This is a genomic window from Paraburkholderia sp. BCC1884 (assembly GCF_900996225.1).
Classification (GTDB): domain Bacteria; phylum Pseudomonadota; class Gammaproteobacteria; order Burkholderiales; family Burkholderiaceae; genus Paraburkholderia.
In genome coordinates this window covers 601,191-622,413 of record NZ_CAAJGL010000079.1, presented here as the reverse complement: position 1 = coordinate 622,413, position 21,223 = coordinate 601,191, and the positions used below count along the sequence as shown (strand labels likewise).

At 62.0% G+C, this 21,223-nt stretch carries 19 protein-coding genes and 3 tRNA genes; 8 read left to right on the top strand and 14 right to left on the bottom strand.

The features are described from left to right. Positions 1–28: 28 nt before the first annotated feature. From FQ705_RS18210 to tig, 7 genes are all read right to left on the bottom strand, one after another. A tRNA-Asp gene (locus FQ705_RS18210) sits at positions 29–105 on the bottom strand. 49 nt (positions 106–154) lie between these two features. Continuing rightward, positions 155–230 (bottom strand) — tRNA-Val (locus FQ705_RS18205). Between the two features lie 75 nt (positions 231–305). Then, positions 306–578, bottom strand: coding sequence for an HU family DNA-binding protein (locus tag FQ705_RS18200; RefSeq protein WP_074284188.1), 273 nt, complete (start codon positions 576–578; stop codon positions 306–308). 320 nt (positions 579–898) lie between these two features. Next, positions 899–3,319, bottom strand: a complete 2,421-nt coding sequence (gene lon / locus FQ705_RS18195; protein ID WP_144143425.1) for an endopeptidase La — start codon at positions 3,317–3,319, stop codon at positions 899–901. A gap of 202 nt (positions 3,320–3,521) precedes the next feature. Next, positions 3,522–4,793, bottom strand: coding sequence for an ATP-dependent Clp protease ATP-binding subunit ClpX (gene clpX / locus FQ705_RS18190; protein ID WP_144143424.1), 1,272 nt, complete (start codon positions 4,791–4,793; stop codon positions 3,522–3,524). Positions 4,794–4,976: 183 nt separating this feature from the next. Further along, the gene (clpP, locus tag FQ705_RS18185; RefSeq protein ID WP_074763948.1) at positions 4,977–5,630 is read right to left on the bottom strand and encodes an ATP-dependent Clp endopeptidase proteolytic subunit ClpP; all 654 of its coding nucleotides are present in this window, start codon (positions 5,628–5,630) and stop codon (positions 4,977–4,979) included. Positions 5,631–5,822: 192 nt separating this feature from the next. Continuing rightward, positions 5,823–7,169 carry a trigger factor gene (gene tig / locus FQ705_RS18180; protein ID WP_144143423.1) on the bottom strand — a complete coding sequence of 449 codons (1,347 nt, stop codon included), beginning with the start codon at positions 7,167–7,169 and terminating at the stop codon, positions 5,823–5,825. 398 nt (positions 7,170–7,567) lie between these two features. Between tig and FQ705_RS18175 the strand changes: the two genes are divergently transcribed. After that, positions 7,568–8,713 carry a glycerate kinase gene (locus tag FQ705_RS18175; RefSeq protein WP_144143422.1) on the top strand — a complete coding sequence of 382 codons (1,146 nt, stop codon included), beginning with the start codon at positions 7,568–7,570 and terminating at the stop codon, positions 8,711–8,713. Positions 8,714–8,776: 63 nt separating this feature from the next. Continuing rightward, the gene (locus tag FQ705_RS18170; RefSeq protein WP_144143421.1) at positions 8,777–9,229 is read left to right on the top strand and encodes a MarR family winged helix-turn-helix transcriptional regulator; all 453 of its coding nucleotides are present in this window, start codon (positions 8,777–8,779) and stop codon (positions 9,227–9,229) included. 42 nt (positions 9,230–9,271) lie between these two features. Here FQ705_RS18170 and FQ705_RS18165 read toward each other — a convergent pair whose 3' ends face one another. Further along, positions 9,272–10,744, bottom strand: a complete 1,473-nt coding sequence (locus FQ705_RS18165) for a DUF3999 domain-containing protein (RefSeq protein ID WP_144143420.1) — start codon at positions 10,742–10,744, stop codon at positions 9,272–9,274. 341 nt (positions 10,745–11,085) lie between these two features. Between FQ705_RS18165 and FQ705_RS18160 the strand changes: the two genes are divergently transcribed. After that, a complete protein-coding gene (locus tag FQ705_RS18160; RefSeq protein WP_144143419.1) occupies positions 11,086–11,373 on the top strand; it encodes a hypothetical protein in 288 nt (95 codons plus the stop codon). Between the two features lie 56 nt (positions 11,374–11,429). Here FQ705_RS18160 and FQ705_RS18155 read toward each other — a convergent pair. Further along, positions 11,430–11,516 (bottom strand) — tRNA-Leu (locus FQ705_RS18155). A 221-nt stretch (positions 11,517–11,737) separates the two neighbouring features. Between FQ705_RS18155 and FQ705_RS18150 the strand changes: the two genes are divergently transcribed. After that, positions 11,738–12,562, top strand: a complete 825-nt coding sequence (locus tag FQ705_RS18150; RefSeq protein ID WP_144143418.1) for a squalene/phytoene synthase family protein — start codon at positions 11,738–11,740, stop codon at positions 12,560–12,562. 57 nt (positions 12,563–12,619) lie between these two features. On the opposite strand, the gene FQ705_RS18145 is transcribed toward FQ705_RS18150, so the two are convergent. The 3 genes from FQ705_RS18145 to FQ705_RS34560 form a co-directional block, all read right to left on the bottom strand. Beyond that, a complete protein-coding gene (locus FQ705_RS18145; protein ID WP_144143417.1) occupies positions 12,620–13,837 on the bottom strand; it encodes a DUF1501 domain-containing protein in 1,218 nt (405 codons plus the stop codon). Between the two features lie 50 nt (positions 13,838–13,887). Further along, entirely contained in the window at positions 13,888–15,516 is a 1,629-nt protein-coding gene (locus tag FQ705_RS18140; protein ID WP_144143416.1) for a DUF1800 family protein, read from the bottom strand. A gap of 173 nt (positions 15,517–15,689) precedes the next feature. Then, positions 15,690–16,016, bottom strand: a complete 327-nt coding sequence (locus FQ705_RS34560) for a hypothetical protein (protein ID WP_144143568.1) — start codon at positions 16,014–16,016, stop codon at positions 15,690–15,692. A 229-nt stretch (positions 16,017–16,245) separates the two neighbouring features. Between FQ705_RS34560 and ompR the strand changes: the two genes are divergently transcribed. The 4 genes from ompR (at position 16,246) to FQ705_RS18115 (ending at position 19,764) form a co-directional block, all read left to right on the top strand. Then, positions 16,246–16,980, top strand: a complete 735-nt coding sequence (gene ompR / locus FQ705_RS18130; RefSeq protein ID WP_409932452.1) for a two-component system response regulator OmpR — start codon at positions 16,246–16,248, stop codon at positions 16,978–16,980. 88 nt (positions 16,981–17,068) lie between these two features. Next, positions 17,069–18,418, top strand: a complete 1,350-nt coding sequence (locus FQ705_RS18125; RefSeq protein ID WP_144143415.1) for an ATP-binding protein — start codon at positions 17,069–17,071, stop codon at positions 18,416–18,418. A 198-nt stretch (positions 18,419–18,616) separates the two neighbouring features. Further along, complete coding sequence (locus FQ705_RS18120; RefSeq protein ID WP_144143414.1) at positions 18,617–19,165, top strand: peroxiredoxin; 549 nt, start codon at positions 18,617–18,619, stop codon at positions 19,163–19,165. 74 nt (positions 19,166–19,239) lie between these two features. Continuing rightward, the gene (locus FQ705_RS18115; protein ID WP_144143413.1) at positions 19,240–19,764 is read left to right on the top strand and encodes a carboxymuconolactone decarboxylase family protein; all 525 of its coding nucleotides are present in this window, start codon (positions 19,240–19,242) and stop codon (positions 19,762–19,764) included. Positions 19,765–19,879: 115 nt separating this feature from the next. Here FQ705_RS18115 and ispF read toward each other — a convergent pair whose 3' ends face one another. Together ispF and ispD are read right to left on the bottom strand one after the other, a co-directional pair. After that, complete coding sequence (gene ispF / locus FQ705_RS18110; protein WP_144143412.1) at positions 19,880–20,359, bottom strand: 2-C-methyl-D-erythritol 2,4-cyclodiphosphate synthase; 480 nt, start codon at positions 20,357–20,359, stop codon at positions 19,880–19,882. Between the two features lie 51 nt (positions 20,360–20,410). After that, positions 20,411–21,124, bottom strand: a complete 714-nt coding sequence (ispD, locus tag FQ705_RS18105) for a 2-C-methyl-D-erythritol 4-phosphate cytidylyltransferase (RefSeq protein WP_144143411.1) — start codon at positions 21,122–21,124, stop codon at positions 20,411–20,413. Positions 21,125–21,223: the final 99 nt, after the last annotated feature.

Below are 21,223 nucleotides of genomic sequence, written 5' to 3'. Positions count from 1 at the left end.
CGAACCGTAGTTCGCCTTTCGAGGATACTGGCGGAGTGGACGGGACTCGAACCCGCGACCCCCGGCGTGACAGGCCGGTATTTTAACCGACTGAACTACCACTCCTTATACTGCGCTTACTGAATGAACTGAAGCATTCAACCGAATCTGAAACTGGTGGGTGCTGAGAGGCTCGAACTCCCGACCTACGCCTTGTAAGGGCGCCGCTCTACCAACTGAGCTAAGCACCCGTTTCGTGATTCAGTGTGCTTCGATTCCGCCACTTGCTTTTGCAGCAAAACCGCATTCGTCAAGCAGCAAGCCCATTAGTTTAGCGCATCCTTCAGAGCTTTGCCAGGCCTAAATTTGGGCACCTTGGCCGCCTTGATTTTGATCGCAGCACCGGTGCGCGGATTGCGGCCGGTACGCGCGGTGCGCTTGCCAACGGCAAACGTGCCAAAACCGACCAGCGTCACCGAGCCACCCTTCTCCAACGTACCTTTGACACCACCGATCACGGCGTCGAGTGCACGGCCTGCCGCAGCTTTCGAAATGTCGGCTTGCTGTGCAATGTGATCGATCAATTCCGTCTTGTTCATTCCAACCCCCGAGAATGTTATGGCAATCGTGACGGCGCTCTCTAGCGCCTAGCATCACGCGGCCGGCGGGCAACGCCGAGCCGCCTCATTAGAATTGGCCGAAACCCTTGTGTCAAGCGGGGTTGAGCCTGATTCGGGCGGTTTTGAAGGCGGCTTCTTATGACCAAATCTTGCCGCGAATCGATGTACCTGCAACCAGTCGACCGATTGCTCAACAAGTGGGAAAAAGCTGCGTCTCCATATGTTTTGCGCGACGCGCGGACAATAAAAAACCCGCGGCCGAGACCGCGGGTTTTTGTCCAGCCAACAGCCCGGATGTTTTAGTGCTTGACGACTTCCGTCGCCGCATCCTTGCCCGGCTCAGCCGCGACCGGCGTTGCAGGTTTCGGCTCTTCGTCCGGCAGTGCCGACGGCACACGTTCGAGCGCCAGTTCGAGCACCTTGTCGATCCAGCGGACCGGCACGATTTCGATTGCGTTCTTCACGTTGTCCGGAATTTCCGTCAAGTCCTTGACGTTTTCTTCCGGGATCAGCACCAGCTTGATGCCACCGCGATGCGCCGCGAGCAGCTTTTCCTTCAGGCCGCCGATCGGCAGAACTTCGCCACGCAACGTGATTTCGCCCGTCATCGCGACATCGGCGCGCACCGGAATCCCGGTCAACACCGACACCAAGGCGGTCGTCATCGCGATACCGGCGGACGGACCGTCCTTCGGCGTCGCGCCTTCCGGCACGTGAATGTGAATGTCCTGCTTTTCGAACGCTTCGTCCTTAATACCGAGACGGCGCGAGCGCGAACGAACCACCGAGCGTGCTGCCTCGACCGATTCCTTCATCACGTCGCCGAGCGAACCCGTACGAATCACGTTGCCCTTACCCGGCATCACCGCGGCTTCGATGGTCAACAGATCGCCGCCCACTTCCGTCCACGCCAGACCGGTAACCTGGCCAACCTGATTCTCCTTCGCAGCCAGACCGAAGTCGTACTTGCGCACGCCGAGGAACGTGTCGATATTGCTGCCGTCGACCTTCACCGCGCCTTCCGCCTTCTTCAGCAGAAGCATCTTCACGACCTTGCGGCAGATCTTCGAAATTTCACGCTCGAGCGAACGCACGCCCGCTTCACGCGTGTAGTAACGAATGATGTCGCGGATCGCGGTTTCCGTTACATCGACCTCGCCTTCCTTGAGGCCGTTGTTCTTCTTTTGCTTGGGCAAAAGATAACGTTGCGCGATGCTGACCTTCTCGTCTTCCGTGTAACCCGACAAACGGATCACTTCCATCCGGTCGAGCAGCGGCGGCGGAATGTTCAACGAGTTCGACGTCGCCACGAACATCACGTCCGACAGATCGAAGTCGACTTCGACGTAGTGATCGGCAAACGTGTGGTTCTGTTCCGGATCGAGCACTTCCAGCAGAGCCGACGACGGATCGCCGCGAAAATCCTGACCCATCTTGTCGACTTCGTCGAGCAGGAAGAGCGGATTGCGCACGCCGACCTTGGTCAGGCTTTGCAGAATCTTGCCGGGCATCGAACCGATATACGTACGACGGTGACCGCGAATCTCGGCTTCGTCGCGCACGCCGCCGAGCGCCATACGCACGAACTTGCGGTTCGTCGCGCGAGCGATCGACTGACCCAGCGACGTCTTACCGACACCCGGAGGCCCAACGAGGCACAGGATCGGCGCTTTAACCTTGTCGACACGTTGCTGGACCGCGAGATACTCGAGAATGCGTTCCTTCACTTTCTCGAGACCGAAGTGGTCTTCGTCGAGCACGCGTTCCGCATTCGAGAGGTCGTTGTTGACCTTGCTCTTCTTGCGCCACGGCAAGCCGATCAGCGTGTCGATGTAGTTGCGCACGACCGTCGCTTCAGCCGACATCGGCGACATCAGCTTGAGCTTCTTCAGCTCGGAGTCGGCCTTCTTCTTGGCCTCCTTCGGCATGCGGGCGGCCGTGATGCGCTTCTCGAGTTCTTCGAGATCCGCACCTTCTTCGCCTTCGCCGAGTTCCTTCTGGATCGCCTTGACCTGTTCGTTCAGGTAGTACTCGCGCTGGCTCTTCTCCATCTGGCGTTTGACACGCCCACGGATGCGCTTTTCAACCTGCAGGATGTCGATCTCGGCTTCGAGTTGCGCGAGCAGATGCTCGAGACGCTCGATCACCGGGAACATTTCGAGGATGTGCTGTTTCTGGTCGAGCTTGAGCGGCAAATGCGCCGCGATCGTGTCGGCCAGACGCCCAGCCTCGTCGATACCCGACAGCGACGTCAGGATCTCCGGCGGGATCTTCTTGTTCAGCTTCACATACTGGTCGAACTGCGACACGATCGCGCGGCGCAGCGCTTCAGTTTCAGCGCTGTCGGCGTGGTCGGGTTCGAGCGGCATGACTTCGCACGAGAACTGCGTTTCCTGTTCTTCGATGGAAAGCGTTTTCGCGCGCTGCAAGCCTTCGACGAGCACCTTCACGGTGCCGTCCGGCAGCTTCAGCATTTGCAGGATGTTGGCAATACACCCGACTTCGTACATGTCCTTTTCGGTCGGCTCATCTTTCGCAGCCGTTTTCTGGGCGACGAGCATGATGTGCTTGCCGCCTTCCATCGCTGCTTCGAGAGCCTTGATCGACTTCGGGCGGCCTACGAAGAGCGGAATCACCATGTGCGGGAAGACGACTACGTCACGCAGCGGGAGCAGCGGGAGCGTAATGCGTTCCGGCGGAAGGAGTTGGGTTCCTGACATTTCATTTCCCCATGAGTGGAATCAGTTCGTTCGATAGGTGAGGCCAGCAAAAAAGATTGCAAGCCTCCGCGTGTGGGAAAAGTTCAGTGACTCCGAAGGTTCAGTGACTCCATTGTGAAAACAAGCTCGCTTTGACCACACGATAAACGAAAAAGCCGTTCACGTCGCCATGAACGGCCTTTTTGCTGAACACTAAAGCCGATCAGTTCGAACCCGCGACTTTCGGCGCGTCTTCGTAGATCAGCAGCGGTTTGCCGTCGCCTTCGATGACATTGTCGTCGATGATGACCTTACTAACGCCCTTCATCTGCGGCAGGTCGTACATCACATCAAGCAACGCCTGTTCCAGGATGGAGCGCAAACCACGCGCACCCGTCTTGCGACGGATTGCTTTACGCGCCACGGCCTGCAACGCGCCCGGACGAATTTCGAGCTCGACACGTTCCATATTGAACAGCTTGTGATATTGCTTCACGAGCGCATTCTTCGGTTCGACGAGGATCTTCATCAGCGCGACTTCGTCGAGCTTGCCCAGCGTAGCCACCACCGGCAGACGGCCGATCAGTTCAGGAATCAGGCCGAACTTGATCAGATCTTCCGGTTCCACTTCGCGCAGCACTTCGCCGGCGTCGCGGTCCTGCTTGCTCTTCACGCTTGCGCCGAAGCCGATACCGGTCTTCTCGGTACGATCGACGATGACCTTCTCGAGGCCGTCAAACGCGCCGCCGCAGATGAACAGGATGTTGGTGGTGTCGACCTGGATGAAATCCTGGTTCGGATGCTTGCGACCGCCCTGCGGCGGCACCGACGCCATCGTGCCTTCGACCAGCTTCAACAACGCCTGCTGCACGCCCTCGCCCGACACGTCGCGCGTGATGGACGGGTTGTCGGACTTGCGGCTGATCTTGTCGATTTCGTCGATGTAGACAATGCCGCGCTGCGCCTTGTCGACTTCGTAATTGCAGTTTTGCAGCAGCTTCTGAATGATGTTCTCGACGTCCTCACCGACGTAGCCGGCTTCCGTCAACGTGGTCGCATCGGCGATCACGAACGGGACATTGAGAAGACGCGCGAGCGTCTGCGCGAGCAGCGTCTTGCCGGAACCCGTCGGGCCGATCAGCAGGATGTTGCTTTTGGACAGCTCGATCTCGTCTTTCTTGTCGAGGTGCTTCAGGCGCTTGTAGTGGTTGTACACCGCGACCGCGAGAATCTTCTTCGCGCGTTCCTGACCGATCACGTACTGGTCGAGGATTTCACGGATTTCCTGCGGACTCGGCAGATCGGACTTGGACAAGCCCGCTTCGATCCCCGCACCTGCAGCTTCGTCGCGAATGATTTCGTTGCACAGGTCGATACATTCATCGCAGATGAACACCGACGGGCCGGCGATCAACTTTTTGACTTCATGCTGACTTTTGCCGCAAAACGAGCAATACAACAGCTTTTCGCTGTTAGAACCTTTCTTGTCCGCCATAGATGTGTGAGCCTCCGGACACTCGATTACATGATACGCCGTTTGCCCCAGCCTCGCAGTTTGGGCGCGGCTGAAGCTGAGCCAAGGTAACGGCGTTTGCCGCAGGCGCTCGGACCAGTTTTGATTATTTCGCAGTCGTTCCGGCGGCAGCCTTGCCCCAACTCGGGGCGAGGCTGCACCAGATCAAGGACGCTTGTGCGCGACCTGATCGACCAGACCGTAAGCTTGCGCGTCGTCGCCGGACATGAAGTTGTCACGGTCGGTGTCACGCGCGATACGCTCGACGGGTTGGCCGGTGTGGTGCGCCAGCAGGCTGTTCAACCGCTCTTTCAGGTACAGGATTTCACGCGCCTGAATTTCGATGTCCGATGCCTGACCACGTGCGCCACCCAGCGGCTGGTGAATCATCACGCGCGAATTGGGCAAAGCAAAACGCTTGCCTTTCGCGCCGGCCGCGAGCAGGAACGCGCCCATGCTCGCCGCGAGACCCATGCACAACGTGGAGACGTCCGGCTTGATGAACTGCATCGTGTCGTAAATCGCCATACCCGCCGATACCGAACCGCCCGGGCTGTTGATGTAGAAGCTGATGTCCTTGTCCGGATTTTCACTTTCGAGGAACAACATCTGCGCAACGACGAGATTAGCCGTCTGGTCGTTCACTTCGCCGACCAGGAACACGATGCGCTCCTTCAGCAGACGTGAGTAGATGTCATACGAGCGCTCGCCCCGGCCGCTCGTTTCCACGACGATCGGCACCAGTCCGAGCGCCTGCGCTTCGAGATCCCGGGACGACTGGGAGGTCAACGTGTCCAGCATTTGGGCGCGAAAGGTCATGCAATGGATCCTTGTCTGGAAATATTCTAGATATTAGATGCTAGACAGGTGTGGTCGACGACCCCGTATTCAAGTGCGCGATCAGTGCAGGCGCAACACGTGCCGCCATGCAAAACGCAACGCACTTTCACAGCACAAAAAAACGGCGTGCGGGCCGTCGCTCCGACAGCCGGCACGCCGTTGCAGCGACGCTTACGCTTGCGCCGTTGCGCTTGCCAGTTCTTCGAAGCTCACTTCCTTGTCTGTCACCTTGGCCTTGCCGAGCACGAAATCGACGACGTTGGCTTCAACGACGTACGCTTCCATTTCTGCAAGACGTTGCTGATTGGAATAATACCAGCGGACGACTTCCTTCGGGTCTTCGTAGCTTTTCGCGAACTCGTCTACTTCGGCACGGATCTGTTCCGGCTTGGCTTGCAGTTCGTTGGCCTTGACCAGCTCGGCCAGCACCAGACCGAGCTTGACGCGGCGCTCAGCCTGTTCCTTGAACATGGCAGCCGGGATCGGCGCATCTTTGGCGTTCGGCACGCCGCGTTGCTCCAGATCCTGACGCGCCATGACGACGAGGCGTTCCTGATCCTGTTCGATCAGCGCGTTCGGCACGTCGAGTTCCGAAATCTTCAGCAGCGCGTCCATCACCTGATTCTTGACGATGGCTTGCGTGCGGCGCTTTGCTTCGCGTTCGAGATTGTCTTTGATCTCAGCGCGCATCTTGGTCAGATCGCCGTCTTCGATGCCGAGCGATTTGGCGAATTCACCGTCGATTTCCGGCAGGTGCGGCCACTCGATCTTCTTCATCGTGATCGTGAATTGCGCCGTCTTACCTGCCACGTCCTTGCCGTGGTAGTCCTCGGGGAAGGCCAGATCGAATTGCTTCGACTCACCGACCTTCAGGCCCGTTGCCGCCTGTTCGAATTCCGGCAGCATGCGGCCTTCGCCCAGCACGAACGCGAAGTCGTCAGCGCTGCCGCCCTGGAACACTTCACCGTCGATCTTGCCGACGAAGTCGACCGACACGCGATCGCCTTCCTTCGCCGCCGTGTCCGCGCCGCCGTCACCGTGCTCGCCGGATTCGCCGCGAGCGTGGAAATGCACGCGCTGCTTGCGCAGGATTTCCAGCGTGCGGTCGATTTCCGCTTCGCTGATGCTGGTCGTGGTGCGTTCGATTTCAGCCGTGGCGACGTCGCCCAGCTTCACTTCCGGATACACCTCGAACGTCGCGTCGAACGCGTAATCGCCTTCAGTAGCGTCGGCCTTCGGCGCGAAGCTCGGCTGACCGGCAACGCGCAGGTTTTCGGCGCGGCTGATGTCGAAAAATTCCTTGCCGACCTTGTCGCTCAGCACTTCGGCTTCCACCTGACCCGAATACTGTTGCGTCACCATCTTGAGCGGCACCTTGCCCGGGCGGAAACCCGGCATGCGCACGTTCTTCGCGAGTTGACGGATACGCGAGTCCACTTCCTTCTGCACGGCATCCTTCGGCAGGGAAATCGTTACGCGGCGTTCGAGCTTGCCGAGGTTTTCAACAACGTTAGCCATGGCTTCAATCGTCCTAAAATTATTCGAGCGAATCAGTTATCTTCTCCGTGCCGCTTCTCGATGTCGCTTCAGATTGTGGTCTTGCATCGATTGCGCGCCTGCGCCGCGGGCTTGCAGGCGGCTGGCAGCACGGTTGGGTCCAAAGAGCCGAATATTTTAGCAAACTATTTGCGCGGCTTGCCGGGATTCGATGAATGGAGGCGTTTTTATCGCTATTGCGGGGGCTTTGCAGTCTGTTTCGGCCGATTCCACGGCTCGCTGCCCAGGATTCCCGCTATGCCGTTCGACATATTCAGTCGGCGCGCCCATGCTGATAAGCTAGCGAACGCGTTCGGGGCCCGTGTCCGCATCCGGTTGCCTCAGCGCCTGCGCAACGATTCCAACCATACAGAGACACCATGCCGAATTCGTCGTCCTCGCCTGTCGTCGTCATCGCTCCCGACTCCTTCAAAGGCTCGCTCAGCGCCGAACAGGTCGCACAGGCGATCGCGTCGGGCATCCTGCGCGCGCGCCCCGATGCCGAGGTACGTATCTGTCCGATGGCCGATGGCGGCGAAGGCACGCTCGCCGCCATGCTCACGCGCGGCGGCGAGCGCCGCACGCTGAGTGTGCGCGGCGCGGCCGGCCCAACCCGGGAGGCGCTCACGGCCTTGCTCGCCGACGGTGGTGCAATCATCGAAACCGCTGAGATCGTCGGCATCACGGACGCGGTCGGCATGGGCGTGCCGGTCGAAGCGCGCAGCACGCGCGGCATGGGCGAGGCGATTCGCGCGTTGCTCGACGCGGGCGTGCGGCGCTTTTTCGTCGCGCTCGGCGGCAGCAGCACGAACGACGGCGGCGCCGGCCTGCTGGCCGGCCTCGGCATGAAACTCTTCGACGCGCTCGAAAACGAACTCGACGCCACGCCCGAGCAACTCGCCCGCGTAACCCGCCTCGACGTCTCGCAACTCGACGCGCGGCTCGTGGATACCCAGTTCGTCGGTATGTCGGATGTCGACAATCCGCTTACCGGCGAACACGGCGCAACCGCGATCTTCGGCCCGCAGAAAGGCGTGAAGCCGGAACAGATCGCGGAGATCGACGCCGCCCTCACGCGCTTCGCCGACCTGCTCGAGGCGGCGCTCGGCCGCAGCGCGCGCGACTTGCCGGGCGCAGGCGCTGCCGGCGGGCTCGGCTTCGCGCTGCATATGCTCGGCGCGCAATTCGAGCCGGGCGCGGAGACCGTCGCACGGCAGATCGGTCTGGACGCGGCACTGGAAGGCGCGGACTGGCTGATTACAGGCGAAGGCCGTTCGGACGTACAAACGCTGCACGGCAAGGCACCCTTCATCGCCTGTCGTCACGCGCAGGCGGCGGGCGTGCCGGCCACGCTGCTTTCAGGTGCGGTGGACCCGGCCGCGCTGCCTCGCCTCGCCGAACATTTCAGCGGCTGCTTCTCGCCGGCACCCGGACCGATCACGCTCGAGGTCGCGATTCGCGATGCAGCCCGCCTGCTTGCCGACGAGGCCGAACAACTGACGCGCCTGAAATACGGCGCGCGTTGACCGGCGGGACGGTTGCGGCAACAATCACAGCGCCGCGACCGCTTCGCTCTCTACGGGAACACCATGAAGGACTCCGCTAAAGCCGGCCTCGAACAGTTCCTCACGTACCGCCTGCACGTCCTCAACAAACTCGCCGAGCGCGGCATTAGCGAGCGGTATCAGCAGAAGCTCGGCGTGACCTTGCCCGAAGCGCGGGTGATCGCCTCGGTCGGCTCGTTTGGACCGTTCTCGATCATGGAACTGGCGCGCCACGCCAACCTCGACAAGAGCCAGGCGAGCCGCGCGGCGGAAGCGTTGATCAGGCAGGGGCTGGTAAAGCGCGAAGCGAGCGCGGAAGACGGCCGCGTCGTGCTGGTGTCGCTAACCGTAGAAGGACGCGCGCTGTACAGGAAGGTGATGCCGATCGCGCGCAAGTGGAACGGCGATATGTTCGACTGCCTCGACGAGCAGGAAAAGATCGCATTCGGTCACGCGCTCGACAAGATCATTGAAACGATGGTCCCGAGCGAGAAGTAAGACTCCACGACCGCCGGCCATCGTTTCGATGGCCGGCCGCATTCAGGCTCTTGGCTCGCCAGGTCCGCTTGCGTCGGCCGGACCACCTACATTGATGTTGCTGCCGGTCGCGCTCGCCACACCGGACCCACCACTAGCCGGCGCGGCACCCACGCCCGCCGCATGAACGCGCATCCCGCGCGCAAGCCGCCACCCAATCGCCGCGAGCGAGCCCACAGCCAGAACCAGCGCGCCCCACAGCCAATAGCGACGCTGTAAGCCCGAATCCTTGCCCGCAGCCGTCCCGTCCTGATCCGGCGTGACGAATATGGGGTCGCCGAGGTGCGCCGTCGCGGCGACCGCCGAAGCCTCCAGATGCAAATCCGCGCGGCTCACCGCCGCCGACGCCGCGCCCGCACTGCCCACGGCCAGCGTGAACGGCGCATCGCCTTGTGCGACGAAGGTCAACGTTGCCGGACGCCAGCCCGCCGAGATGCTCAGATCGCCATTGCCGATGCCGCCGTTGCGCGTATAGATCATCACGCGCCATTGACGGTCGGTGTCCGGCGCCAATTCGAGCGAAGGATTGGTCTGCTCCACGTCGCCGTTATGCAAGCGGAACAGCGTCGCGCTCGCAACTTCGCGCCAGGGCGCATCCAGACTCGGCCGCGAATAAACCACCGCGGGCGTCACCGTGTTGGGCTGCGGCAGGTTCAACCGCAACCGGTCGACCGGATACGAGCCGCCCGTCGCGAAGTAATACTCCCCGGCTTTCGGTCCGGCGTGAGCGGCAATGCCCTCGCGCCAAGCCCGCTGCGCATCGCCGCGCGCCATGCGATCGGCACCGGTGGCCTGCACTTCCATATCGAGCGACTCGACATACGGCGAACCGTCGAGCCAATGCACGCGCAGGTAACGCCCACGCGCGCCATCCAGTTCGATGCGATCCTGGCTGAGCGTGCTGCCGTTGTAGCTGACCTTCAGCAATTGCGCGCCGCCGGCCGGTTGCCAGTGACGCAGGTCGTCACTGGCGTCGACGGTGACACGTCCCTGGTAGTTGTCGTCGCGCAGATGCACGAGCAAAGCGCTCACCCGATTCGCGCGCGGCGGAGGCCCGAGGTCGATCAGATCGGTGTCGTGTTGCTGGCGGGCCGGCGGCGCCGCAGTGGCATGCAGTGAACCGTCAGCGCCAATCGCTACGCCGGGGGTGCCGGCGGTACTGCCCGGTTCGGGCGGCGGCAGCGAGAACCAGCTCGCGGGATGCAGCGTCGACGGAGCGCGAGGCGCTTCGCCCGGCGCGTCGAGCGCGTACGGCACCGGCTCGCCTGCCGCGTTGAGCACGCGCAGATCGCCCAGATCGCTGCGCTGGCTGGCGGCGTAGACGGCGGCCGGCAGCGTCAGGTTGTAGTAGGCCGCGCCACCGCCGAGCTGGAGCGCGAAACGCTGCGCGAACTCGTCCGCAGCGAACGTGGGCGAGGACGCCAGCACGGCCACAAGCGCGCAATACCATCCGGTCAGTTTCAAGACATGCTTCATTGCTCGATTTCCAGAACCACGGCCTCGGGCGGAAACGGCGGGAAGCGACCGCCTGGCGGCGACTTCAAACCGATTCCGTCGAACTTCTCATCCACTTCGCACCCACTTGCGTCAAACCATCCGATTCGCACGATACTGCCGCGTCGTGACAGCCCGTTCCGTCACGGCTCGACGACGGCGTATCGCGCCCACTCCACGCAATATATCAACTACGGCCAAACCCTTCGCTGTCGAACGAACACAGCGAGGCGGCCGGGTTCGCGACAAGCCGCCAACCATGTCAAAATTCGGCACCGGCCCTCGGGCCAACCGTCACCCACATTCATTCAGGGAAAGCTTCAGTGGACATCAACAAACAGGTCGCGGCGCTCACCGCGTCGGAACTCCAGACCGCCGGCGCGAGTCAGGCCACCGCCATTGCGGTCAGCGTGTTGCTGCGTCATCTGCGCTCGCCGGAGCTGGTCAAACTGCTGTCGTCGGCATTCGAAAACCATCAGGCGGTGATGTTGCAAACGCCCTGGCCCGAGCCGATGCTGCAGGCGTTCGAATCGACCCGGCGTTTTCTCGAAGGCGCCGCGCAAGCCGAGTTGCCGGGCGAGCAGGCAGCGTCCGCGACACCAGGCGTCTGAAAAACAAAAAACCCCGTCAGTCCAATGACTTAACGGGGTTCTCTGCTGCAAATAGATGGTGCGAGGGAGGGGACTCGAACCCCTACACCCTTGCGGGCGTCAGGACCTAAACCTGGTGCGTCTACCAATTTCGCCACCCTCGCAGCCGGGCGCGCCGCAATGCGTCTTGCCCGATGTCCTGCATGCCGCCGTTCACGCCACAAAACACGTGCCCGAAAGCGTAAGCGCGAGATTCTAACCGATAGATTCGCGCTTGTCTGCATTTGAGCCGCATCTGTCCAGGCGGCGCCGATGCTACAATTTTTGGCTGACCGCACGCACACCGTGCCCCTCTTCGACTGCCCTTCCCCACACGCCCAATCCCGTGAATTTCGACGAATATTGCCAGCAGAAAGCGGCGCCCCCCGGTTCGAGCACTTACTACGCGCTTCGCCAGGCCCCCGCCAGAAGCCAGCCGCTTCTAACCGCGCTGTTCGCGTTGCGCCGCGAGTTCGAGGAAACGGTCAAGGAGACCAGCGATCCGGCTATCGGCCGCACCAAGCTCGCCTGGTGGCAAAACGAACTCGGCGCGCTGGCTTCGGGCTCGCCGTCGCATCCGGTTGCCAAGGCGCTGGCCGCCTACCTGCCCGACGCCGAAGCCCACTACCCCGAGTTGCAGGCCCTGCTCACCGGCTTCGAGATGGACCTCGACCAGGCGCGCTATCTCGACTACCCGAATCTGCGGCGCTATATACAAGGCGTCGGCGGCACCTTCGCTTCGCTGGTGGCGCGCGCCACCGCGAAAGAGCCCGCGCAGGTATCGAGCTGGGCCGCGTCGCTCGGCGAGGCGCTGCTACTCGCGCAGTTCGTCGCCGAAACGGGCGAGGACGCGCGCCACGGTCGCATCTACATTCCGATCGATGAAATGCAGCGCTTCAATGTCACCGCCGCGGATCTGATCAACCGGAAATATTCCGACGCGTTCGTCGAACTCATGCGCTTCGAAACCAAACGCGCCCGCGACGCGTTGCATGCCGCGCTCGCCGCCGTGCCTGCCGCGGAGCGCCGGACGCAGCGCGTGCTGCTCGCGCAAGCGGCGCTGGCTTTGGCGCTGCTGGATGAAATCGAACGCGACGGTTATCACGTCCTGCATCAGCGAATCGCATTGACGCCGATCCGCAAGCTGTGGATCGCGTGGCGCGCGAAATAGTCGCAGGAGCGGCGACCCGCAGGCAACTCATCCGCCGCCGCGTGGCTCGATCCCGCATCACGCGCGCAGCAACGGCAACGGCTCGAATCGCTGCTCCAAGATAGCCGGCGCGTCGAGCCCCCACCAGGATCCGAGCACCGTCGCGTAAAGCTGGCGGAAATCGACTCCGACCGGCAGATTGCCGTTGCCGTCGAGCCGCGCCAGCACTGGCGGCACGCCATACAGTCCGCCACGCACCCGTCCGCCCATCACGAAGTGCGGCGCCACCGTGCCGTGGTCCGTCCCGTTACTCTGGTTCTCACGCGGACGGCGCCCGAATTCGGCGTACGTCATGATCAAGGTCTCGTCCCAGCGACCGAGTTCGACCAGCGCCGACTTCATCGACGCAAACCCCTCCGCGAGTTGTTTAAGCAACGCCGCCTGCTGGCCGGGCTGATTCTGATGCGTGTCGAAACCATTGAGCGTGAGACGGATCACGGCCACGCCCTGACCGCTCTTCGGCGTCTCCTGCGGCGTGTCGCCCGCGGCCAATACCTGCATCGCGGTCTTGATCGAACTACCGAACGCGCCGGCGGGAAACACGGTCTTCAACTGTGCCTGGCCTTGAGTCGGACGCAGGCGGTCGGCGGCTTTCACAATGTCGTTCTCGACGTCGAGAATGTGCGCGAGTTCGGGATTGCGCTCGTGCAACGACACCGGCGTGGCCAAACGGGACGCCTTGACGAATTGCGCCGGATTCACGAGCGCGATTGCGCGTGCGCCATTCGCGAGCGGTCCCATTTCGGCGCTGCCGATCACCACGCCATCGGCGGCGAACCCGCTGGGCACCGGCGCCTGCGCAAACGCGCGCGTTAGCCAGCCTTCGCGCAGATATTGATCGGAGCGCGACGCGGTATCCCAGATCTCGATCGAACGAAAATGCGAGAGGTTCGGCTGTGCGTAGCTGACGCCTTGCACGATGGCCAGTTGCTGGCTACGCCAAAGCGGCATGAGCGCCTGCAGCGAGGGATGCAGCGCGGTGCGCTCATCGAGCTGGATTGCCTGCTCGCGTTTGATGCCGATGTTCTTGCGCAACTGATAGTAAGCCGGATCGGCGAACGGAATCACGGTGTTCAGGCCGTCGTTGCCGCCCTTCAACTCGACGAGGATCAGCAGGTTGTCATAGCCGCGAGCCTGCGCGGCGTCCACGCCCGCCAGCTGCGCGCCGAACGCGCGCGGCAACCAGAGCGTTGCGCTCGCGGCTGCGCCCATCGAGAGAAAGTTGCGTCGTTTCATCCTGCACCTCGTTCGATTATGTCGGCGTCACGCGTAGCGCCGTTGCCGGCTCATTTCAACTGGTAAGCCGGGTCCATCAGCAACGCTTCCAGATAGGCGCTTGCAGTCGAGTCGGTTTCGATGGCGTCGACCGGCGTGATCGGCAAGACCGCGTGCTGCATCTGCAACTCGGCCGACAGGCCCGGCCGCGCCGTCGGCGCAGCGTTGTAGTGTGTGAGCCACGTCTGCACGTCAAAGCGTACGCCACCCTGACCGGCCCGCGCCATGGCGCGCTGCACCGGTGGGTTGCCTACCGCACCGCTCGCCGCCATCCTGGTGCCGAGCGGCTGGCTCATCGGATTGTTCGTGCGCTTCGGATTGGCCACCTCCGTCGCGCGAAACAGTTGTTCGACGAACTGCTTGCGCGCAAGCAGCGTCGAACTGTTGATCCAGGTCGTGCCGCCAGGCCATCCCTTGACGTTCGGCGGATAGAACAGGTTCTCGCCGAGGTTGCGTATCTGAGCGGCGAACGGCGCGGTGTTGTCGTAGCCGATATCGAACTCGCGCAAGGTGCCGACCACGAATTCCGCCGGCGACTTCACCAGTACGCCGCGGTCCTCGTCGTCCCAGAATGCATCGCTCAGGAACAGGCCGCGCAACGCCACCTTGATGTCGTAGTGACTCGCGCGGAACTGCGCGGCGATCGGCGCGACGCGCGCCGGGTCCGGCGTATCGGAGATGAACTCGCGCCACAGTTCGCTCGTGATGAAGGTCGCGGTTTCCGGCTGCGCGAGCAAAATGTCGAGCACCTGGTCGCCGTCGAAAGGACCGGCCTCGCCAAGCACGGTTTTCTCGCCGTCGTCGTGCTGATTGGCCCGCCACACGTAGGCCAGCGTGTCGGGATCGAGGCTCCAGCCCGTATAGGCCCGCGCGGCCTCCGACACATCGCGCTGCGAGTAATGCCCCTCGCCCAGCGTGAACAGCTCCATCACCTCGCGGGCAAAATTCTCATTGGGCTTGCCCTTACGATTGCTCGCGCCGTCGAGGTATTGCAGCATCGCGGGATCTTTGGCGACCTCGTGCAGCAGCTCGCCGAAATTGCCGAGCGCGTCGCGGCGCAACAGCATGTTCTGCTGCGCCATCAGTTGCGGATACGGGACCTTGTCCTGCCCGGACGTGAAGTGGTTGTGCCAGAAGAGCGTCATACGCTCGGTGAGCGGCGACGGCGTGCTCAACATCTCCCGCACCCACCACGCGCGTAATAGTTCGTAACGCTGGCCGCGCAGTTTCTGTTCATCGCGGCGCTGATCGTCGGTCCACGCGCGGCGCATGTCGCGCGTCGGAACCGGTTCGAGCACCCACTCCGGTAGCGGCGTGACGGCTTCGGTCCGGACTGCCGCCAGCACCTTGTCGACGGCTTGCTCGCGTGTGAGTCCGACATATTGAACGAGCTCTGCGTTGTCGGGCGCGAAGCCGGTACGGGTCAGAAAGAAGCGCGCATCATCGGCATCGAGCACGCTCTCTTTATCGTTCGACGAAGCGGACGACGCCACCACCGCGCGATGCTTCGCACGAACCGCGTGGGGTGCCGTTTGCTGCGCATCGGCTTGAGCACCCGCCAAACCAGGCATGGCCGCCAGGGCAAGCGCGGAAACTGCAAAGCATCGGCCACGATTACCACTGGTGAGCCATTTCATCATCGGTCATCCGGGTTGGCGGGACGTCACGTAAAGGCATTCGCGCAGACAGACAGCGCTTCGCTCTGACGACTCAACGGCAGACTGGACGGGAAAGTTGACGGGGGAAGTGCAACGAAATTTTTCACGCAGGGTTTCCGCGTGAAGTGCGTGCCCGAGGCCAGGCACGAAAATGGCTACCGCTTGTAGAGTTCGCGGACAGCATCTTCGATGTGCTGCCTTAACAGACGCCGTTCGTCGGGCGTCATATGACCATCACGACGGCGTTGATCAAGATCGGGGGGAACTGCAGTGCGCAACATCACGTCGGATGCGGGGTGCTCGATGGGAGGCGCGTGGCGATTGGCTCTGCCAAAGCCCGACCTCGGCGCATGCTCGCTCGCAGCTCTGTCGGCGGAAGGCTGGGCATGGGCGAGCGTGGGTCCTAGCGAGCCTGCGAGCGTACTGGCAACCGCCAGTGCAATGACGCTCAGGCGCACATTCGGCCAAACCCCTCCCTTCATGTTGTTCCCTTCGTGGCGCGGCAACCCGGCTACCTCAAATGCGTATACAAACCCCGGTAACGAGCCGGGTGCGAGAGTTTTGTCGAGTGAAGTATCCACCGAACAGCCGCATTCAGTAAAGGAGTCTAACCGTCCGTGCTTTACGTCGTGCCACAGTGCGGGTAAATTTTGTAACTGACTGTAACCCGGTAAATGATGCAACCGCGCACCCCTTTCTAATCGCGCTAAGATGCCGTCCATGGAAACTAAAAACCCTTCGAAAATCCTCGTCGTCGACGACGATCCGCGCCTGCGCGATCTGCTGCGCCGCTACCTCGGTGAACAGGGCTTCAATGTCTATGTCGCCGAGAACGCGCCGTCCATGAACAAGCTTTGGGTGCGTGAGCGATTCGATCTGCTGGTGCTCGATCTGATGCTGCCCGGCGAGGACGGCCTGTCGATCTGCCGCCGTCTGCGCGGCAGCAACGACCGCACGCCGATCATCATGCTGACGGCCAAGGGTGAAGACGTCGATCGTATCGTCGGCCTCGAAATGGGCGCTGACGACTATCTGCCCAAGCCGTTCAACCCGCGCGAACTGGTCGCCCGTATTCACGCGGTGCTGCGCCGTCAGTCGCCGTCCGAGTTGCCGGGTGCGCCGTCCGAAACCACCGAGGTGTTCGAGTTCGGCGAGTTCGCGCTGAACCTCGCTACCCGCACGCTCACCAAGGCCGGCCAGGAAATTCCGCTGACCACGGGCGAGTTCTCGGTGCTCAAGGTGTTTGCGCGTCATCCGCGCCAGCCGCTGTCGCGCGAAAAGCTGATGGAGCTCGCGCGCGGCCGTGAGTACGAAGTGTTCGACCGCAGTCTCGACGTGCAGATTTCCCGTCTGCGCAAGCTGATCGAACCCGATCCGGGCAGCCCGCGTTTCATTCAGACCGTGTGGGGTTTGGGTTACGTGTTCATTCCCGACGGCGCAGCCTGAGTTTGTTCTCGTCTCCTGTATCGACCGGAGTTGGCGCCCTGGCGCGCACTCCGGTCCCATGCAAAGCAGTTGCATATAAGAAGGGCCCATGCGGATCGACCGGCGCCTCCTGACGCTCGCGTTCGGCGGCCTTTTCTGGCGGACCTTTCTGTTGATCGCGCTGTTGATCGCAGTCAGTCTCGCCGCGTGGTTCCAGAGCTTCCGGGTGATCGAGCGCGAGCCGCGCGCACAGCGCGTGGCGCTGCAACTCGTCGCCATCGTGAAGCTCACGCGTACCGCACTCCTCTATTCCGATCCCGACCTGCGGCGCGCACTGCTGCAGGATCTGGAGAGCAATGAAGGGGTGCGCGTGTACCCGCGCGAAACCACCGACAAGTACAAACTCCAGCCCGACGAGTCACTGAACCGGCTGATCGAACACGATATTCGCGGCCGGCTCGGCGACGACACCGTTATCGCGCAGAGCGTCAACGATATTCCCGGCGTGTGGATCAGCTTCAAGATCGACGACGACGATTACTGGGTCGCCCTCGACCGCGACCAACTCGACAACGCCACGGGTCTTCAATGGGCCGGCTGGGGCGTGTTCGCGCTGGCGCTATCGCTTTTTGGCGCGGCCTTCATCACGAGTCTCGTGAACCGGCCGTTCGCGCGCCTCGCCATGGCGGCGCGCAAAGTGGGCTCGGGGCAATCGCCTGAGCCCTTACCCGAGCGCGGCATGGGTGTCGCGGCCGAAACCAATCGAAGCTTCAACCAGATGGTGCAGGACCTCGAACAGCTCGAGGCCGACCGTGCGCTGATGCTCGCGGGCATCTCGCACGATCTGCGCACGCCGCTCGCGCGTTTGCGGCTCGAAACCGAAATGAGCCCGTCCGATCAGAGCACCAAGGACGCAATGGTCGACGACATCGAGCAGATGGACATGATCATCGGCCGCTTCCTCGATTACGCGCGCCCGGTGCAGCGCGTGCCGGAACCTGTCGACCTGTCGGTGATCGCGGGAGAGCTGGCCGCGCGGATGCAGAGCGAAGACAGCATGCGGCTGATTACGCGGCTTGCGCCGTCGGCGGTGATCGAGGCGGACGAAACCGATATGCGCCGGGTGGTCGGCAACCTGCTGGAGAACGCCCGCAAATACGGTCTGAGCGACGGCGACGGCATTCCCCACGTCATTCTCGAAACGCGAGTCTCGCATTCGCGCGTCGAATTGTCCGTGGTGGACGAAGGCCCAGGCATTCCGGAAGACCAACTGGCGCTTGTCACACGACCGTTCTATCGTGTTAATTCGGCGCGTACGCAAGCCAACGGCACGGGCCTTGGCATGGCAATTGTGCAGCGTCTCGTGGGCCGTTATCGCGGCGCACTGCGTCTACGCAATCGCACGCCTGGACCGGGTCTCGAGGTCACGATCGAGTTCCCGCTGGCCAAAGGCGTCTGACCTGAAACGGCGCCGCCCGGCGCCAACGCGGCCCTCGCGGCCACAAGACGCGTTGAATAATAACTATCCGGGGTGTTAGAAAAAAACTATTGAACGGATAGTTTAATAGAGCTATAGTGAAAAACGTGTAACGCGCTCGTGATGACGAGCTAGTAGCCTCAAACATGCTGTTTTTCCAACACACGAAGGAGCACTCGCATGAAAACCGTTGGCGATAAACTCGAAGCGTTCACCGTTGCTGCTGCCAAGCCTGGCTTCAACAACCACGAAGAAAACGGCGTCTCGGCGTTCGAAGAGATCACGGAACAGTCGTTTCCGGGCAAGTGGAAAATCATCTATTTCTACCCGAAGGATTTCACGTTCGTGTGCCCGACCGAGATCGTCGAGTTCGGCAAACTGGCCAAGGATTTCGAAGAGCGCGACGCCGTGCTGCTGGGCGGCAGCGTCGACAACGAGTTCGTGAAGCTCGCATGGCGCCGCGAGCACAAGGATCTCGACAAGCTGAATCACTACGCGTTCGGCGACGTGAAAGGCGAGTTGATCGACCAGCTCGGCGTGCGTGACAAGGAGGCCGGAGTCGCACTGCGCGCCACCTTCATCGTCGATCCGGACAATACGATCCAGCACGTCTCGGTCAACAACCTGAACGTCGGCCGCAACCCCGAAGAAGTGCTGCGGATTCTCGACGGCCTGCAAACGGACGAACTGTGTCCTTGCAACCGCGCCGTCGGCGGCGCAACGCTCTAAGCCGTGCCGTCAAAAGCCCGCCGAGCTTGAAAGAGCCGCGGGTTTTTTTATCGACAACCCGATAGGAGATATCGATGGAATTCTTGTCTTCGATTAAGGCGCTGGTGCCGGACTATGCCAAAGACATCCGGCTGAATCTGGACGGGACGATTGCACGCTCGTCGCTCGAAGGGAATGACGCGGTCGGCGTGGCGTTGGCGGCGGCGTTCGCCGCGAAGAGCACGGTGATCGTCGGCGCGATTCGCAATGCGGGCGTGCTATCGCCCGAAGAAACGAATGGCGCGTTGACCGCTGCCGCGTTAATGGGCATGAACAACGTCTGGTATCCGTACGTCGAGATGACGGAGAGCGCCGATCTGAAATCGCAACCGGCGCAGTTACGCATGAACGCTTACGCGTCGCACGGCGGTGTGGATAAGCGGCGCTTCGAGATGTATGCACTGGCGGCGTCGATTATCGGCAAGTGTCATTTCTGCGTGAAATCGCACTTCGACACGCTGGTTGCCGAGGGCATGAGTTCGACGCAGTTGCGCGACGTAGGCCGGATCGCAGCGGTGATTAACGCGACCGCGCAGTGCATTGCCGCTGAGGGCAAATAATCGTTTTTGCGCGTGCAGTGCGATGAGAGGAGTGAGATGTGTCGACTCGTTATCGCCGCTGCGCGCCCTGCATTGCGTTGCTGCCTGCGTTAATAGAAGCAGGCAGCCGCCTCAATCACTTCTTGGTCAACAGCACAGCGGCCTGTGCTTCGATACCCTCGCCCCGGCCCAGATAGCCGAGCTTCTCATTGGTCTTCGCTTTCACGTTGACACGGTCGAGCGGCAAATCGAGGTCCGCCGCGATATTCGCGCGCATGCCTTCGATATGCGGCGCGAGCTTCGGCGCCTGCGCGACCACGCTGCTATCCACGTTGGCGATCGAAAACCCCGCCGCCTTCACGCGCGCAAAACATTCGCGCAGCAGCACGCGGCTATCGGCGCCCGCGAACTTCGCATCGGTATCCGAGAAATGACGGCCGATGTCGCCCATTGCCGCCGCGCCGAAAATCGCATCGGTGATCGCGTGCAGCAATACGTCCGCATCCGAATGTCCGAGCAGGCCGCGCTCATAAGGAATCGTCACGCCGCCGATGATCAACGGACGTCCCGGCACCAGCGCATGCACGTCGTAGCCCTGCCCAATTCTGAAATCCATATGCGTCTAGTCCTCAAGTCCGTTCGTTAAATGTGAAATCCGCAGGCACCTTCACGAAGCCGAAGGCCGCGACAGAATCGCTTCAGCCAGATCGAAATCTTCCGGATAGGTCACCTTGAAGTTGCGCAAGCTGCCCTGCACCAGTCTGGGCGCATGACCGAGCCATTCGATCGCGCTCGCTTCATCCGTCAGATCGTGACCGTCGGCCTGGGCGCGCAGAATGGCCTCGCGCAACATGCCGATGCGGAACATTTGCGGCGTCTGCGCCTGCCAGAGGCCGTCACGCGATTCGGTACGGGCAATCCGGCTGTCGCTCGATGCCGCGTCGATGCGCTTGAGCGTATCCGCCACCGGCAAGGCCATGATGCCGCCCACCGCGTCGTCCTTCAGCGCGCCGACCAGCGCGCGGATCAGCGCGGGCGTAATGCCCGGCCGGGCCGCGTCGTGCACCAGCACCCAGTCGTCGTCGTGCGCACCGAATTCGGCGAGCGCCTGCAGACCGTTGAGCACCGACGCCTGGCGCGATGCCCCGCCGCAGCGGCGCACGGCAAAACGCAGGCCGCCGAAGCGGCGACCGTCGAAGTGCTGGTCGTCTGGGGCAATCACCAGCAGGGTTTGCGCAAACTCGCTGCAGGCGTCGAACGCCGCCAGCGAGTAATGCAACATGTCGCGACCGGCGACAGTGCGATATTGTTTGGGCATCGCGGCGCCGGAACGGCTGCCGGTGCCAGCGCTTGGAATCAGGGCAAATAGACGGGAAGTCACGAGTGCGGAGGCCGCGAAGTCAAAGTAAAGGACGGATTTTATAATAGGTCCTTCGCATCCATGCCCCGACACGCGTAAACTTGCCGATCACGTGTGAGC

Bases quoted from the DNA above. Each gene is read 5' to 3' on its own strand.
- FQ705_RS18125 (WP_144143415.1), top strand. From the start codon at position 17,069: ATGCGGATCGACCGGCGCCTCCTGACGCTCGCGTTCGGCGGCCTTTTC.
- FQ705_RS18140 (WP_144143416.1), bottom strand. From the start codon at position 15,516: ATGATGAAATGGCTCACCAGTGGTAATCGTGGCCGATGCTTTGCAGTT.
- lon (WP_144143425.1), bottom strand. From the start codon at position 3,319: ATGTCAGGAACCCAACTCCTTCCGCCGGAACGCATTACGCTCCCGCTG.
- FQ705_RS18120 (WP_144143414.1), top strand. From the start codon at position 18,617: ATGAAAACCGTTGGCGATAAACTCGAAGCGTTCACCGTTGCTGCTGCC.
- clpX (WP_144143424.1), bottom strand. From the start codon at position 4,793: ATGGCGGACAAGAAAGGTTCTAACAGCGAAAAGCTGTTGTATTGCTCG.
- FQ705_RS18145 (WP_144143417.1), bottom strand. From the start codon at position 13,837: ATGAAACGACGCAACTTTCTCTCGATGGGCGCAGCCGCGAGCGCAACG.
- FQ705_RS18165 (WP_144143420.1), bottom strand. From the start codon at position 10,744: ATGAAGCATGTCTTGAAACTGACCGGATGGTATTGCGCGCTTGTGGCC.
- ispF (WP_144143412.1), bottom strand. From the start codon at position 20,359: ATGGATTTCAGAATTGGGCAGGGCTACGACGTGCATGCGCTGGTGCCG.
- FQ705_RS18200 (WP_074284188.1), bottom strand. From the start codon at position 578: ATGAACAAGACGGAATTGATCGATCACATTGCACAGCAAGCCGACATT.
- FQ705_RS34560 (WP_144143568.1), bottom strand. From the start codon at position 16,016: ATGAAGGGAGGGGTTTGGCCGAATGTGCGCCTGAGCGTCATTGCACTG.
- FQ705_RS18115 (WP_144143413.1), top strand. From the start codon at position 19,240: ATGGAATTCTTGTCTTCGATTAAGGCGCTGGTGCCGGACTATGCCAAA.
- ompR (WP_409932452.1), top strand. From the start codon at position 16,246: ATGCCGTCCATGGAAACTAAAAACCCTTCGAAAATCCTCGTCGTCGAC.
- tig (WP_144143423.1), bottom strand. From the start codon at position 7,169: ATGGCTAACGTTGTTGAAAACCTCGGCAAGCTCGAACGCCGCGTAACG.
- FQ705_RS18170 (WP_144143421.1), top strand. From the start codon at position 8,777: ATGAAGGACTCCGCTAAAGCCGGCCTCGAACAGTTCCTCACGTACCGC.
- FQ705_RS18175 (WP_144143422.1), top strand. From the start codon at position 7,568: ATGCCGAATTCGTCGTCCTCGCCTGTCGTCGTCATCGCTCCCGACTCC.
- clpP (WP_074763948.1), bottom strand. From the start codon at position 5,630: ATGACCTTTCGCGCCCAAATGCTGGACACGTTGACCTCCCAGTCGTCC.